The sequence below is a fragment of the Nocardia sp. NPDC050793 genome (assembly GCF_040654065.1).
In the GTDB taxonomy this organism is placed as follows: domain Bacteria; phylum Actinomycetota; class Actinomycetes; order Mycobacteriales; family Mycobacteriaceae; genus Nocardia.
Genome location: NZ_JBFAHG010000003.1, coordinates 1 through 14,565 on the forward strand (window position 1 = coordinate 1; position 14,565 = coordinate 14,565).

11 protein-coding genes are annotated in these 14,565 nt (G+C 70.1%); 6 read left to right on the forward strand and 5 right to left on the reverse strand.

Annotation, left to right across the window (positions count from 1 at the left end; all coding sequences use genetic code 11):
* Positions 1 to 79 precede the first annotated feature (79 nt).
* The 3 genes from AB0H50_RS10575 to AB0H50_RS10585 form a co-directional block, all read right to left on the reverse strand.
* Positions 80 to 1,519 carry an ABC transporter substrate-binding protein gene (locus AB0H50_RS10575; RefSeq protein ID WP_357449461.1) on the reverse strand — a complete coding sequence of 480 codons (1,440 nt, stop codon included), beginning with the start codon at positions 1,517 to 1,519 and terminating at the stop codon, positions 80 to 82.
* A 327-nt stretch (positions 1,520 to 1,846) separates the two neighbouring features.
* Positions 1,847 to 2,398, reverse strand: coding sequence for a hypothetical protein (locus AB0H50_RS10580; protein ID WP_357449463.1), 552 nt, complete (start codon positions 2,396 to 2,398; stop codon positions 1,847 to 1,849).
* Positions 2,399 to 2,490: 92 nt separating this feature from the next.
* Positions 2,491 to 5,499 carry a BTAD domain-containing putative transcriptional regulator gene (locus tag AB0H50_RS10585; protein WP_357449466.1) on the reverse strand — a complete coding sequence of 1,003 codons (3,009 nt, stop codon included), beginning with the start codon at positions 5,497 to 5,499 and terminating at the stop codon, positions 2,491 to 2,493.
* Between the two features lie 79 nt (positions 5,500 to 5,578).
* On the opposite strand from AB0H50_RS10585, the gene AB0H50_RS10590 reads away from it, so the two are divergent.
* The 5 genes from AB0H50_RS10590 (at position 5,579) to AB0H50_RS10610 (ending at position 10,243) form a co-directional block, all read left to right on the forward strand.
* Positions 5,579 to 6,133, forward strand: a complete 555-nt coding sequence (locus AB0H50_RS10590; RefSeq protein ID WP_357449469.1) for a carboxymuconolactone decarboxylase family protein — start codon at positions 5,579 to 5,581, stop codon at positions 6,131 to 6,133.
* Positions 6,134 to 6,232: 99 nt separating this feature from the next.
* Positions 6,233 to 6,736, forward strand: coding sequence for a DoxX family protein (locus AB0H50_RS10595; RefSeq protein ID WP_357449472.1), 504 nt, complete (start codon positions 6,233 to 6,235; stop codon positions 6,734 to 6,736).
* 57 nt (positions 6,737 to 6,793) lie between these two features.
* Positions 6,794 to 8,104, forward strand: coding sequence for an FAD-binding oxidoreductase (locus AB0H50_RS10600; protein WP_357449475.1), 1,311 nt, complete (start codon positions 6,794 to 6,796; stop codon positions 8,102 to 8,104).
* Positions 8,105 to 8,202: 98 nt separating this feature from the next.
* The gene (locus AB0H50_RS10605; protein ID WP_357449478.1) at positions 8,203 to 9,156 is read left to right on the forward strand and encodes a pyridoxal-phosphate dependent enzyme; all 954 of its coding nucleotides are present in this window, start codon (positions 8,203 to 8,205) and stop codon (positions 9,154 to 9,156) included.
* A 202-nt stretch (positions 9,157 to 9,358) separates the two neighbouring features.
* Positions 9,359 to 10,243 (forward strand): PASTA domain-containing protein, encoded by an 885-nt coding sequence (locus AB0H50_RS10610; RefSeq protein ID WP_357449481.1) that lies wholly within the window; start codon positions 9,359 to 9,361, stop codon positions 10,241 to 10,243.
* A 101-nt stretch (positions 10,244 to 10,344) separates the two neighbouring features.
* On the opposite strand, the gene AB0H50_RS10615 is transcribed toward AB0H50_RS10610, so the two are convergent.
* Together AB0H50_RS10615 and AB0H50_RS10620 are read right to left on the reverse strand one after the other, a co-directional pair.
* Entirely contained in the window at positions 10,345 to 11,199 is an 855-nt protein-coding gene (locus AB0H50_RS10615) for a class II glutamine amidotransferase (protein WP_357449484.1), read from the reverse strand.
* 175 nt (positions 11,200 to 11,374) lie between these two features.
* Positions 11,375 to 12,289: a cutinase family protein gene (locus AB0H50_RS10620; protein WP_357449487.1), complete on the reverse strand. Its 915-nt coding sequence runs from the start codon at positions 12,287 to 12,289 to the stop codon at positions 11,375 to 11,377.
* A 367-nt stretch (positions 12,290 to 12,656) separates the two neighbouring features.
* Here AB0H50_RS10620 and AB0H50_RS10625 point away from each other — a divergent pair, with 367 nt between their 5' ends.
* Entirely contained in the window at positions 12,657 to 14,552 is a 1,896-nt protein-coding gene (locus tag AB0H50_RS10625) for a hypothetical protein (protein WP_357449490.1), read from the forward strand.
* The last annotated feature ends 13 nt before the right edge of the window (positions 14,553 to 14,565 follow it).

Below are 14,565 nucleotides of genomic sequence, written 5' to 3' on the forward strand. Positions count from 1 at the left end.
TCGTGACGATTCCGTCGACGTCGCGCCGGTTTGGCTGCCCTTGTCGGTCGCGCCCCCCCCCCACGACGGGGTCGGCGTATCACTGTTCGGCGATCGCCACCGTTTCCAGATCGAGGTCACGGAAGGGCGTGACGGTCACGTTCCGCAAGCGCTCCGACCAGCCGGTCTGCACGCCGGGGATCACCAGCGGAACGGCGGGCATGTCCCGGAGGACGAGGCGTTCGGCCTCCTGATAGAGAGCCCAGGATTCCTGCTCGTTCGCCGTGGCGTCGGCACGGGCGAGCAGCGCGTCGACCTGCTGGTTGCTGTAACGGCCGGTGTTGGACGAACCGCCGGTCCGGTAGAGGGGGTTCAGGAAGTTCTCGATCGAGGGATAGTCGGCGACCCAGCCGGTGCGGTAGATCGTCTGCATCTGGTACGCGTTGATCTGCCGCCGGAACTCGCCGAGCGTCGGTACCGGCCGGAACAGGCACTCGCGGCCGAGGGCGGCGGTGATCGACGAGCAGACCGCGGTGAGCCACTTCTCGTTGGCCGAATCGACATTGGACGCGATCTCGATCGGTCCCTGGAATCCCGTGCTGTCGAACAACTCCCGCGCCTGCTGCGGCCGATGCTCGCACAGTGTTCCGCACTGGCCGGTGGTGCCGCCGCGCACGGTGGCAGGCACGAGTCCGCCTGCCGGGGTGCGATCACCGGTGAACACCGTGTCGATGACGTGCTGCCGGTCGATCGACATCGAAATCGCCTGGCGTACACGCGGATCGGCGAAACGCGGGTCGTACAGCGGGAATGTGATCGTCTGCAATCCCGTTCCGGCGCGGGTGAAGTGGCGGCCGGGCAGATCCTGCTTGTAGCGCCCGCCGACCAGCGCGTCGCCGGGCAGCACCTCGAGGAAGTCGAGCCGGTTGTTCACCACGTCCGCGTAGGCCGCTTCCAGGGTCGCGTTGAAACGGAATTCCGCGCGTTCGATGGACGGCTTGTTCGGTCCGGAGTAGTCGTCGTCGCGCTGGATCGTCAGATTCGAACCCGGTGTGCGGCCCACGAATTCGAAGGGCCCGTTGCCGATCGGGTGGGCCAGGTATCCGGCCCGGTCGGTGAAGAACTTCCGCGGCAGCGGCGCGAAGGCGAGGTAGCCGAGGCGATTGAGGAAGCTCGGCAGCGGCGCGGCGAGCGTGATCGTGAACTGGTGGTCGTCGACGACGCGCAGACCACTCATCGTGCGCGTAGCGGGGTCACCCGAGTGCGCGGCGGGTGCGGCGCCCGGGTCCGCCGCGTTGACCGCGTCGAAACCCTCGATCACGGAGAGGAACCCTGCGCCCTGCTGCTGATTGGGCGCGTACGCGGTGTAGTTCCAGGCATCGACGAAGCTCTGAGCGGTGACCGGTGTTCCGTCGTGGAAGGTCCACCCGTGCTTCAGCCGCACGGTGAACACACGAGAGTCGTCGGTCTGGATGGATTCGGCGACGGCATTGCGGGGCGCGGCGGTGCGCGGATCGTAGTCGACCAAGCCCTTGAACATCGTACGAAGGATCTTCGATCCACCGGCGTCGGTGGTGTCGCCGGGAACCAGCGGGTTCTCCGGCTCGGTCGTGTTGAGAGTGAGAAGACCGGCGTCTCGGCCGGTGGAGTTCGTGTCCGTGCCGCAACTCACCGCACCGAGAGCCGTGAGACAGGCGGTGGCAACGCTTAGCGCGAGTAGAGATTTTCGCATCGGGTACTGCCTTTCCTGCGTGATGCCGGGCGCGGGATCGGTGCGTGTCGTCGATTGCGCCCCCGTTCAGTGCAGCAGCGCCGTGCGTTGACCGTAATACGCTGTGCGGCAGGACAATCAAAACCGATCAATTGTTCAGGACTGCGTCGCGGTGAAGCCGATCCACATCGCGCACCACCAACATCCCTGGGAGACCAGGGCGGTCACCGCGCCGCGCAGGACGAGCGCGACGCCGAGCCGCGGGCCCGCCGCGACCATGCGCCGTTCGAGCGCCATCGCCTGTATCCCGTTGACGAGCAGAATCGCGACCAGAGCCAGTTTCACCCTGGTCGCGAACACCTCGAATTGGGGTTCGAGCAGCATCCCGCTGCCCACCAACCCCGCGAGGCCGGCCCAGATCGGCAGGTGCAACCGGCCGATGTCGCGCAGCATCTGCGCCGTGCTCGCCCGCCCGGTCAGCCACAGCAGGGCCGAATAGTCGCCGACCAGCACCGCGCCGAGCCCGACGACCAGCGCCGCCAAGTGCACGAACAACGCGACGCGATGCAGCTCCGGACTCACCTCCACGCGGCTCGACACCCAGATCGCTGTCGCGAGAAACCCGCCCGCCGACAGCGCCGCGAGCGCGAGCGCCACCGCACCGCCGCTACGAGTCGCTACAGCTGCTTTCCCGACGTCGGTGGACATGACGCCCCGTCCTCTCTGCAGGCAGACCACATGTCAGCCAGTGGACCAGGCATCGCGATTGACCTCCGCTCCTTCGGTCAACCGTCCGTCAATCAATCCAAGCCGTCGAGGAATTCGCGCACGTCCTCGGCGTCGGGGACATGCAGCGCCCGCCACCCCGCAAGGGCCCGCCGGGCATGGTGGCGGGCGCGGACGGTGTCGCCGAGAGCATGGTGGGTGCGCGCCAGGCCCTCCTCCGCCCGCGCCTGCTCGGACCGGTTGCCGTGCTCCTCGGCCAGCCGCAGCGCGGCGGTGTGCTCGGTCAGCGCCCGGAGCGGATCGCCTGCCGCCCTGGCGGTTTCGCCGAGGCCATTGATCGCGGCCGCGCGATCGTGGTGGTCGCCGAGCTCGGCGTACAGTTCCGCGGCCCGGCGGTGGTGGTCGAAGGCAGGGCCGGTCCGGCCGTCGCGGCGATGCAGCAGGCCGATGTGGTCGAGGACCAGAGCTTCCCCGCGCCGGTTGCCCAGTTCGCGATGCAGGGCGAGGGCCATGCTCAGGTGGTCGGCGGCCGCCTCCGGCTCGCCGCAGTGATCGAGGACGTCGCCGAGGTTGCCAAGCACGTGCGCCTCACCGACCCGGTTGCCCGCCGCGTGGGTCAGTTCGAGCGCGCGACCGAAAAGTTCTCTGGCCGACGCGAAGTCACGGCGACGTGCCGCAACGTTGCCCAGGGTGTTGTAGGCGCGGGCCTCTTCGTAGGCGATGCCGGTCGCCCGGCACAGCTCGGCCGCCTGCCGGGACAGCGCTTCGGCGTCGCCGTAATCGCCGCGGCGCCAGGCGGTCCAGCCGAGATCGGTCAGCGCCCGTGCTTCGCCCGTCCGGTCGCCGACGCGGCGGCTGGCCTGGAGGGCGGCGCCGTGCAGGATCACCGCATCGGAGTGCCGGGAGTTGGCGTCCAGGTAGGGCCGCAGGGTGGTCGCCACATCGGAGACCCGCATCGGCCACGTGCATCGGGCGGCGGTGGCGGCGGCCGCGACGAGGTTCTCGCGCTCGGCGTCGAGCCACCGGGCCGCCGCCGTCTCGTCCGGGAAGCCCGTGATCGCGCGGGCGGGCTGCGGCAGTTCCGGGCGCTGGTCGGCGCCGTAAGGGAACAGCAGGTCGACGGCGGCGCGGGCGTGATACAGGTAGTGCTCGAAGAGCCTGGCGGTGGCGGCCCGCCGCGCGTCGGTATCCTCCGCGATCGTCGCTGTGCCGTGGGCGAATTCGCGCAGCAGATCGTGGAAGGTGTAGCGGCCCGCTTCGTGCTGGGCGAGCATGTGCGCGTCCAGCAGGTCTTCCAGGTGGTCTTCCGCCTCGTACACCGAGATGTCGGCGAGCGCGGCAGCGGCGTGTGGCTCGACATCGCGTCCTGGATGCAGACCGAGCAGGCGGAACATCCGCTGCTTGGCTGGGGTGAGCTGTTCGTAGGAGAGCGTGAACGCCGCCGCCACGCCGCGGTCGGCGGTGGCGAGTTCGGCGAGCCTGCGCCGCTCGTCACGCAATCTGTCCGCCAGATACTCGACGCTCCAGCGCGGCCGGTGGTGCAGCCGCGCGGCGGCGATGCGCACGGCGAGCGGCAGAAAACCGCACAGCTGGAGCACATCGAGAACGGCGACCGGTTCCGCGTCGGCTCGCGCCCCGACAATCCGGCCGAACAGGACCACGGCGTCCCCGGCGGGCAGCGGGTCCAGCGAAATGGATCGGGCGCCATCGAGATCGACGAGCCTGCGCCTGCTGGTGATCAGCAGCAGGCTCGGCGAGGCGCCTGGCAGCAGCGGCCGGATCTGGTCGGCGTCGACGGCGTTGTCCAGCACAACGACCACGGCGCGGGCGGCGAGCTCGGCCCGCCACAGCGCGCCCCGCTCCGCGTCGGGCATCGGGATGCGCTCGGCGGGAACGCCGAGCTGGCGCAGGAGGATTTCCAGCGCCGCACCCGGCTCGACCGGATGGCCGCCCGGTGTACGGCCTTGCAGGTCGATGAAGAGTCGTCCGTCGGGGCAGCGGTCGCCGAGCCGATGTGCGGTGTGAATGGCCAAGGTGGTCTTGCCGATTCCGGCCATGCCGTCGAGCACCACGATGTTCACGAGCGGTCCGTCGCCCGGGCCCCGGCCGATGAGTTGGTCGAGTTCGTCGGCGCGTCCGGCGAAGTCGGGGATGTCGTAGGGGAGGAAGTCCGGCCGATGCGAGCCAAGCGACGGAGTCTCCGCGCGATGGAGCTCGATCGTGTTGCCGCCGTGCGGTGATACGTCGACGGGCCGTCGGATGTCCGCGCCGACCGGTTCGGCCGGTATCCCGGCGGCGCGTGATTCCGCGGGGGTGACCGGCAGCATCGGGGGGAGTGACAATCCCGGATCGTCCTGTAGCACAGCCTGTTCCAGCGCGACGAAAGTGCGGCCTGGGTCCAGACCCTGCCCGTCGGCGAGTGCGACCCGGAAGGCGCGGGCGGCGCCCAGCGCGTCCGCCTGCCGACCGGATCGGTACAGGGCGAGGACCAGGTGGGCGTGCAGTCGCTCGCGCAGCGGTTCGGCCGCCGCGTTGGCGACGAGTTCGTCGAGGATCTCCTCGTGCCTGCCGAGTGCCAACTCCAGCTCGAACAGGCGCTCCATGGCACCGAGTCGCTTCTCGTGCAGTCGAATTCGGGCGCTCGTCACGTAATCTGCGCTGACATCCGCGAACGCTTCGCCCTGCCACAGCGCCAACGCGGCGCGCAGCGTCCGCACCGCCTCCCGCGGGTCCATGGCCACGTCCGCTTGGCCAAGCGCGACCGAATCGGTGAACTCGGTGAGATCGAGCTGACCCGCACCGGGGCTCAGCACGTAGCCCGCGGCGCCTCGCGTCTGGAGCAGTTCCGCCGCCCCGGCCTGGCGCAAAACCCGGCGAATGGCGGTGATCGCGGCGTGAATCTGCGAACGCGCGGTGTCCGGCGGGTGCGCGCCCCACATGGCATCGGTGATCCGCTCGGCGCTGAGCACCTGGCCGGCGTGGAGCAGGAGATAGCCGAGGACGGCGCGGTGCCGGGGCGCGGCGCCGGTCAGCGCAACGCCGTTCACGGTGATCTCGACCGCACCGAGAACCCTGAACCGCATACCCTTCTCCCGCCTCCTATCGAGCACCCATAGCGGAGGCATCGCGAATCTATCAACTCGGCGGCACAGAGTAGTCGTCATGCCAGGACTTCCCCTCATCGAACCGGAGATCGCCCCCGGCCCGACCGCCGCGTTGTTCGACGCGGCTCAGCAGCTGTGCGGCCTCACGCCCAACCTGATCAAGACGATCGGCAACAGCCCGGCCGCCCTGCGCGGTTACGTCGACCTGGCGAAAGCGTTGCGCGACAGCGCTGTCGCCGAGACCACCAGGGCCAGGATCGCGGTGCTCGTCGCCCAGGAGAACCGCTGCGACTACATGTTGTCCGCGCACAGTTTTCTGGGCACCCGGGTGAGCGGTCTCACCGACCGGGAGGCCGCCGCCGCGCGGGACGGCGTCGCCGACGATCCGAAAGAGGCGGCGGTGCTGGCATTCGCCGGCGCCGTGCTCCGTGGTCGCGGCGCCGTCACCGACGACGAACTCGCCACCGCGCGAATCACCCTGACCGCGGCCGAGATCGTCGAGGTGGTCGCGCAGGTCGCGCTCGGCGTCTTCGGCAACTACGTGGCGTTGGTCGGACGGGTCGCCAACGACTGGCCGCTCGTTCGCCACGACATCCGGCCGGACGAGTCCTGAGCCGCGGCTTCCCGCCCTTGTCACAGTCTTCCGCCCGCCGTCGTCATAGCGGTACCGGGCGGCCACCCACCGAAAGATAATTCGAAAGGAACACCGACCATGAACACACACGTCGTGACCCCGTCCGCGCTGCCCGCCGCGACTCCGGCACACCGCGTGCGGAGCCTGATCGACTCCGTGGCAGGCCGCACCGCGGCATCGCGAACCAAGTTCGCCGTCTTCGCCGCGACCACCGGCCTGGTGCTGACCGAGTCGGTGGTGGGCGCGTACTGGGACCTCGCGCGCATCCCGTACGTCGAAGAGACCTTCGCCGAGCTGCGCTACCCGATGTACTTCGCGACGATCCTCGGCGTGGCCAAGGTGGCCGCGGTCGCCGCCGTGGTGACGCCCGGATTCCCGCGACTGAAGGAATGGGCCTACGCCGGACTGTTCTTCGTCTACGCCGGTGCGGCAGCCTCGCATCTCGCGGTCGGCGATCCGACCGCCAACGTGGTGTCCCCGTTGGTCTTCGCGGGACTCACGCTGGCCTCGTGGGCGTTGCGCGCGCCGGCCCAGCGCGACCCGAAGCCGTTGTCCCTCGCGCTGAAGTTCCGGCGCGCCTAGTTCTGGTTGGCCCGCGCCACCGATCTCTTGTCTACGACTGAAAGTTAGGAAACAACAATGTCTTTCGAAGTTCTTCGCGACGCGGTGCGTGGCCGGGTGCTGCTGCCGGGTGATGAGGGATTCGACGGAGCCGCCCGGCCGTGGAATGTGACGGTCGCCCAGCCTGTGGCCGCGGTGGTGGAGGCCGCCGACGCCGACGACGTGGCCGCCGTGGTCACCCATGCGGCACGGGCGGGCGTGCCGGTGGTGGCGCAGCCGACCGGACACGGTGCGGCCGGGGGGATTTCGGAGGCGATCCTGCTGCGCACCGGGCGGCTCGACGGCATCGAGATCGACGCCGGACAGCGGATCGCGAAGGTCGGCGCGGGCGCGCAGTGGGGCGCGGTGCAGGCCGCGGCCGGTGCGCACGGTCTCACCGGACTCGCGGGCAGCAATCCGGTGGTCGGGGTGACCGGCTACACGCTCGGCGGCGGTCTGAGCTGGTTCGGGCGCAAGTACGGCTGGGCCTCGGACGCGGTGCGCGCCTTCGATATCGTCGACGCGACCGGCGCTCCGGCGCGGGTGACGGCCGAAAACGATCCGGAGCTGTTCTGGGCGCTGCGCGGCGGCGGCGGTGATTTCGCCGTGGTGACCGGCATGGAGTTCGACCTCTTCCCGGCGCCCGGACTCTACGGCGGCCGGGTGATGTGGCCGGGAGCCCGCACGGCGGAGGTGTTCGAGCTGTTCCAGCGCCTCACCTCGGACGCGCCCGCGGAATTGTCGGTGTGGTTCCACCGTTTCCAGTTCCCGGATGCGCCGCCGATGGTCGCGTTGGACGCCGCTTACCTGGGCGATCCGGAGGCGGGCCGGGAACTGCTCGCCGCACTCGACGCGATCGGCGGCCCCATCACGGACACGCGCGGTGCGCTGGCGGTGGCCGACCTCGGCGCCATCACCGCCGAACCCACCGACCCGAGCCCCTCGCTGTCCCGCGGCGAACTGCTCACCGCCCTCGACGACGCGGTCGTCAAGACCGTGCTGGAAGGGCCGGTCGCCCCGCTGGTCGACATCCAGATCCGCCACTTGGGTGGCTCTTTGGCCGAAACCCGTCCCGGCGGTGGCGCCTGCGGACCCGTCGCGGAGCCTTACCTGCTGTATCTGCTCGGTCTCGGCCTTCCGCACCTGGCCGACGCGGTCAAGGGGCGCCGCCGCGAGATCGTCGACGCGCTCGGCGGCAGCATCAGTGGCCGCAAGCCCTACACCTTCCTCACCCCGGAGGAGACCGCGGTGAGCGCGTTCGACGCGGGGACGCTTGCGCGGCTGGGCGAGATCAAGCGGGCGCGAGATCCGCAGGGGGTGATTCGGGCGAACTACCCGGTGCTGGGATAGGAATCGGCCGCGCCGCCGCGCCGGGCGAGCACAGGCCGCGGACCCTCGTTGTTCCGCGGCCCGTGAGCGTCCGGCCGCTCGGTCTTAAGGTGAATCGCATGCTCAACCCGACCTTCCGCGACGTCCAGGCCGCCGCGGACCGCGTCACCGGCGTCGTCCGGCCGCTCACCGTCATCGCCGCCGACCGGGACCTGGTGCCGGGAGCGCAGGCCTACCTGGCCCTCGAATTCCTCCAGTACACCGGATCGTTCAAGGCGCGCGCCGCGGTCAATCTGGTTGCCACGCTCGTGCATTCGCGCGCCGTGCCCGCAGCCGGAATCGTCGCCGCGACCGGACGCAACGCTGATCTCGGGTTCGCGTGGGCTGCAAAGCAATTCGGCGTTCCGGCGACCGTATTCCTGGCGGCGGGCACGTCGGCGGTGAAAGTGGCCAGGCTGCGCGGCTACGGAGCGCGGGTCCGGGTCGGCGGAGCCGGTCAGGCCGACGCGCAACGGGCGGCGCGCACCTTCATGACGCGGACCGGCGCGATCGACGCCTACACCCACGACGACCTGCTCACTTCCGCGGGCGCGGGCACGATCCTGCTCGAACTCGCCGCCGCCGTCCCCGATCTGGACACCGTGGTCGTCGCGGTGGGCGCGGGCGGCATGTTCTCCGGCATCACCGCCGCCGCCGATCGGCTCGGCATCCGCGTCGTCGGCGCCGAACCCGATGGCAGCAGGGCGCTGCACGCCGCGCTGGCCGCGGGCGCGGTGCTGGACGTCGACATCGACTCCGTCGCCGCCGATTCCCTCGGCGCGCTCCGGGTCTGCGGCGCGGCGCTGGCGTGGGCCCGAGCCGCCGACGTGCACTCCGTCGTCGTCGACGACCCCGCCATCATCGCCGCCCGCCGCCTGCTCTGGGACCGCCACCGCATCGCTGTCGAACACGGCGCGGCCACGGGTCTCGCGGCCGTCCGCGCGGGCGGCTACCGCCCGCGACCCGCCGAACGTATCGCGTTCGTCCTCTGCGGCGCCAACACCGACCCCGCCGACCTCATGGCGACGGTGTGATGGCCCCGGGCCTCTGCGCCCGACGCGCGGTCGGCGCGTCGCCGGGCGTCACCCGTCTGACCGGCCGTTCGGGCGCAGCATCGGCTGCCCCGCCGGTGGAACAGCGAGGCGCTGAAAGGCCTTGGGCAAGATTTCATTACGCTCATGGGCGGTTCATGCCGGAGTCGGCAGGATGGCTGGGCACCCACCGGGAGGAAGAGACGTGAGCATCGAGCAGGACCGGGCGCGGGGTGCGGGAGCCGGGTGGAAGCGCTTCGATCCGAAGCGGGCTGTTGTGGCAGTAGCGGCGACACTGACCGTCCTCGTGTCCGGCTGCTCCACCGGAAACTCCGGTACGGCAACAGCTCCCACGGCGACGACCACACAGGCGCCCGCAGCACCGGCTGCCGCGGCGACCCCCACCACAAGCGCGAAGCCGGCCGATACCGCCGAATATCGCCAAGACGACGACGGATTCGGACGAGCAGGCTATTTCTTCACCTCGCCCAGCGGCGCGTTCTCCTGCGCCATCTTCGACGCATCGGTGAGCGCCTACGGCATGCCTGTCGGAGCGGCATGTCAGGGCCGTGCCGCCACGCCCGCCGGGGCGCAGGACTGCGCGAAACCCGAAGGGCTGCAAGCTCCCGTCCCTGGATTGGGAGTGGGTCCGTCGGGGACGACCTTCTACTGCAATGTGGGTTCACCACTGTTCACGACCACCAGCACGGTGCTGCCCTACGGCTCGTCGCTGACCGCCAACGGGTACACCTGCCATTCCGCCCAGAGCGGCGTGAGCTGCCAGGAGAACCTGAACGGCAAGGGATTCCGAGTCGCACGCGAATCGAGCGCTCTCACCCTGGATGGCTCACAACGGGAGGGCGCCTCGGTCACGGTGCCCGATGTGCGCGGTGAGCGGCCCGCCGCGGCGGAGAGTCTGCTGACGAACGCCGGTCTGACGGCGAAGGTCCAGGGCGGCACCGGCCGCGGACCGCGCGGCGGCCAGTGCGTTGTCGCCGAACAGGAGCCCGCGGCAGGCACGAAAGTCGCGACAGGGGCGCTGATCACGCTGACGACCCGTGAGATCGGCTACGAGGCCGGGATCTGCTGAATTCTCCATCCACTGCGACAGGTTCGGACAGCGCGGCCGTCGTCTCGAACACCGGTAAGCGTTTTGGGCCACCCGTAACGCAGCGCTCTGCCGAGCGAGTGTCAGCGGTGCATCTGGGATTCGGCGGCCTCGGCGCTGAGGTCGGACAGCGAGAGCGGATGGGCGGGGGGACCGTCGAGGATCGTGGTGCGGTGGACGCGCAGTTCTCCGTCGACGTGGAGGAGTTCGCCGGAGGGCACGAGTTTCCAGTCGGCATCGTCGTCCATCGGCTCGCTGGCCACCACCACGGTCGGGGTATGCGCCGGATCGGTCGAATGGACCCGGACAGTTCCCTTGCTGCCCTTGTGCGCCAAGTGCTCACCGGGTTCACGTTCCAGTACATAGAGGTCGTGGGTACCGGGGTAGCGCAGCGCCCACAGTTCGGTCGCGGTGGTCAGCAGCAGGTTGATCGCGAAGATCGGCAGCTGATCGGCGATCCAGCGCGCGGCGTCGGTGATTCCGGCGGTGACGTCCCCGCCGTGCGCGTCGATGTGTTTGGTGATCAGCGCGAAGAAGCGTTCCGAATCGGTGTCGCCGTTCACCAGGTCGCGATACCGGCCGAGTTCCTCGTCGAGGCGGGAAAGCTCCTCGATGACGCCGTTGTGCGCGAAGATTCGCCCGTGCTCGGTGAACGGGTGGGTGTTGTTCGGGGTGCGGGCGCCGGTCGACGCGTGCCTGACGTGCGCCAGGAAGGTCGCGGACTCGCGGTGCTTGGCTTCCACCGCGAACTGCCGGTCCTCGTAGGCGGCCAGCGGTTGTTTCTCGACCAGCGGTCGCCCCGCGGTGTCGAAGGTGCCGAGCCCGGTCCCGTCCGGATTGGTCTCGCTCTGCAGATCCAGGCTGTCGGACGCGTCGAGAAGCCAGAAGGTCGCCTTGACCCGCTGTGGCGCGGCGGTCATTCCGAAAAGTCGACACATGCTGGCCTCGTCCCTGCACCGGTCGCATCGAATGATCTTGCCCGTGACGAGTCGAGCCTAGCGCGCGGGCGCGGCCGGATCGGGTCGGATCGGCGTGACCGTTGCCGATGGATTGCTGCCGGGAACGCGGAACGCCGGGCAGAGCCGCTGCTCCGCCCGGCGTCCGAGACAAGGCCTAGCGCTGGGCCAGTCCGACCAGACGCTGGCGCAACCAGGTGAGCGGAGTCGCGCCTCCGGGGGCGATCCGGTAGGACGGATAGCTCTGGTGGGCGCCGGATGCGAGGAAGTCGTCGATCTGCCGCTTGCGCTCCTCGTAGGCGGAGTTGTTGAGCTGGTCGTGCAGGAGTCCGAGACCGCCCGCGGCGAGGGCATCGTCGATGAGTTCGCCCGCCTGCTGCTGATAGTTGCCGAACAGGGCGGGATCCGGATTGGAGACCTGGGCGAAGAACCCGGCGATCCGGGCGGCGAAGTCACCGTCCGGAGTCGCGCAGTACAGGTCGCCGGGGACGCAGAAGGTGTAGGTGTGCGGGGTGAGCCAGCCGAACCCGCCCAGGCGCGGACCGCCCGCTCCTGCGCCAGGCACCGGGGGACCGATGAGGGTGTCGGTGGGGGAGCGCCGTGGGTCGGCGATCAGCCCGACGAGGTCGACCCGGTCGGGCGGTACCACGCCGAGTCCGGTGCCGATCTCCGCGGCGAGATCGCCCGCGGCATCGGCGCCTTGGCTGTAGCCGAGCAGTGCGAATCGCGTCGACGCGCAGCGCTGGGCCGTCTCCGCGATGAGCGAGCGGGCGCCGTCGACGGCTTCGCGCTTGGACCGGCCGTACACCTCTCCTTCCCAGGGGAACGCGGTCGCGGTGTAGGCGACGTAGTCGGTCCGGACGTCGCCGGGCAGATCGTCGGCGACGGCGGCCAACATCCCCTTGCCCGGTTCGGATTTCGAGGTCTCCCAGGTGCCCGGAACAGCTACGACTTGGACGTCCGGGCAATTCGGTGGCGTCGCTTGCGCTGTGGTGGCGGCGGCGCCGGAGGACAGCACGGCGGCGACTGTCGCCGCCGCGCAGGCGGCAGTGTTCGTCCATCGAGGAAACATGGCGTACTCCGTGTGTTCGCTGCGGGCGAGGACGATGGCGCTCGGTGCGAGCGCCGGGTGTCTTTTGTCTTTCAGGTAGGCACGAGTTCGTCGGAAAACGTCCGGGGCGGACAGACAATATTGTGGCGGAAAATTTCGGATGTGCACGGCGATGCTCGACGATTGCCGGGCCGTGTCGAACGGAGCGCCCGAAACGGGCAGGCAGGACGCGCAGCGCGGTCCGCAGTGAGCTCGCCCTCGGCCCGGCGACGGCCGCACGTCGGGCCGAGCGCGGGCGGCCGGGTTTCGGGCAGACTGAGCCCGGGAATCCGATGAGCGATTTCCGGACCGGGCGCGGGAAGCACGATCGCGAACAGGAGCGCAGGCGATGACCGACGGCGTTCGCACGCTCGAGCGGGTGCGGCCGGTCGAGCCGGTGCGGCAACGAAGTTTCCCGCCGCGAACGATCGACGGGTGGGCGCGCCGGTTGCGTACGGTGCCGACCGCCACCCCGCGCGCCGTGCTCTTCGCGGCTTGCTGCCTCGTCGTCGCCCAGCTGGCGCTGCGCGGCTGGATCGCCGGTCGCGGCTACTTCTACTGGGACGACCTCGTCCTGGTCGGGCGCGCGGGCCGCTACGAGCTGCTGTCCGCGGACCTGCTGCTCTACGACCACGACGGTCATTTCATGCCGTTGGCGTTCGCGACGGCGTGGCTGGTGACCAGAGCGGCGCCGCTGGTGTGGGCGGGTCCGGTGATCTCGCTGATCGTCCTGCAACTGGCGGCCTCGCTCGCGGTGTTGCGGATGCTGATCGTCGTGGCGGGCAAGCGTCGCGCGATCCTGGTGCCGCTGGCGCTCTATCTGGTGTGTCCGTTGACATTGCCCGCGTTCGCGTGGTGGTCGGCGGCGCTCAACGCGCTGCCCTTGCAGTTCGCCCTCGCCTGGGTGGCCGGTGACGCGGTGCTGCTGGTGCGGACCGGCCGTCGCCGGTACGCGGTGTCCGGGATCGTCGTGCTGGTCGTCGCGTTGCTGTTCTTCGAGAAGTCGGTGGTGGTTCCGTTCGTCGCGTTCGCGGCCGCCGCGCTGACACAGCACGTGGACGGTCAGCGCGGTGTCGTCGGGGCGGTCGCCCGGCGCGGTGCGGCGCTGTGGGTCGGTTCCGGTGTCGTGCTGGCGGCCTGGCTCGCCGTCTATCTCAGCGTCATCGACGTCGCGGCCGTCCACGGCAGCGGACACGATGTGGGGGAGCTGTTGCGCAGCGCCACGTCGCTCGGTGTCGTGCCCGCGCTGTCGGGCGGGCCGTGGATGTGGGAACGGTGGCTGCCCGCCACTCCATGGGCGGCGCCGCCGGGCTGGGCGGTGGCCGCGGCGTGGGTCGTACTCGGCGCGCTGGCGGTGATCGCGCTGGCGGTGCGCCGACGGGTGGCGGTGGTCTTGGTGACGGTCGCGGTCTACGTGGTGGTGGCGCAGCTGCCGCTGGCGGTGATTCGCAGCGGTCCGCACACCGCCACCGAGATCATGCAATCCCTGCGATATCTGGCCGATGTCGCGGTGGTGATGGCCATGGCCGGTGCGCTGGTGATCCGCGCGCGTCCTCGCGAATCCACTCCGTATTTCTCGATGTTTCGGCCTGGATCGCGGCGGTTCGCCGCGCCCGCGCTGGCGGGCCTCACGGTGGCGTTCGTCGTGAGCAGCCTGTGGTCCTCGTCGACCTTCGCGCGGTCGTGGGCGGTGAGCCCGACCCGGACCTACCTCACCAACGTCACCGCCGCGCTCGGTGCACAGGACGCGCCGCTGCTGGAGCAGGAGGTGCCGTGGGAAGTCCTGGCGCCCTACGCCTATCCGCGGAATCTCGCCGATCGAGTACTCGCGCCCGTCGCGCCGTCCGGCGCGTTCGCCGACTCGACTCCCCGGCTCCGCATGATCACCGACACCGGCGAGATCGTGGACGCGGTCGTTTGGTGGAACCGGCACATCCGTCCCGGACCCACACCCGCGTGCGATTACCGGATCGCAGGCTCGACGCCGGTGGAACTCCCGCTCGACGGCCCCATGCTCGACAACAACTGGACCGCGCAGCTGAACTATCTCGCCGACCGCGACGGCCACATCACGGTCGGCCTCGAGCACGGTCGCCCGGTGGTGGTCCCGGTCGAAGCCGGGCAACACACCGTGTACGTGCGCGTCGTCGGCGGCGGATCGGTCCTCCGAATAGGTTCCTACACAACGGGTCTCGGGCTGTGCGTCGGCGTGGGTCCGGTCGGCGTCGCCTCCTACGACCGCTGAGATTCTCGCTTTC

What these genes read in the sequence shown, in the direction of transcription:
- AB0H50_RS10580 (WP_357449463.1), bottom strand. Translation starts at nt 2,398, where the DNA reads ATGTCCACCGACGTCGGGAAAGCAGCTGTAGCGACTCGTAGCGGCGGT.
- AB0H50_RS10620 (WP_357449487.1), bottom strand. Translation starts at nt 12,289, where the DNA reads ATGTTTCCTCGATGGACGAACACTGCCGCCTGCGCGGCGGCGACAGTC.
- AB0H50_RS10595 (WP_357449472.1), top strand. Translation starts at nt 6,233, where the DNA reads ATGAACACACACGTCGTGACCCCGTCCGCGCTGCCCGCCGCGACTCCG.
- AB0H50_RS10575 (WP_357449461.1), bottom strand. Translation starts at nt 1,519, where the DNA reads ATGTTCAAGGGCTTGGTCGACTACGATCCGCGCACCGCCGCGCCCCGC.
- AB0H50_RS10615 (WP_357449484.1), bottom strand. Translation starts at nt 11,199, where the DNA reads ATGTGTCGACTTTTCGGAATGACCGCCGCGCCACAGCGGGTCAAGGCG.
- AB0H50_RS10625 (WP_357449490.1), top strand. Translation starts at nt 12,657, where the DNA reads ATGACCGACGGCGTTCGCACGCTCGAGCGGGTGCGGCCGGTCGAGCCG.
- AB0H50_RS10585 (WP_357449466.1), bottom strand. Translation starts at nt 5,499, where the DNA reads ATGCGGTTCAGGGTTCTCGGTGCGGTCGAGATCACCGTGAACGGCGTT.
- AB0H50_RS10590 (WP_357449469.1), top strand. Translation starts at nt 5,579, where the DNA reads ATGCCAGGACTTCCCCTCATCGAACCGGAGATCGCCCCCGGCCCGACC.
- AB0H50_RS10600 (WP_357449475.1), top strand. Translation starts at nt 6,794, where the DNA reads ATGTCTTTCGAAGTTCTTCGCGACGCGGTGCGTGGCCGGGTGCTGCTG.
- AB0H50_RS10605 (WP_357449478.1), top strand. Translation starts at nt 8,203, where the DNA reads ATGCTCAACCCGACCTTCCGCGACGTCCAGGCCGCCGCGGACCGCGTC.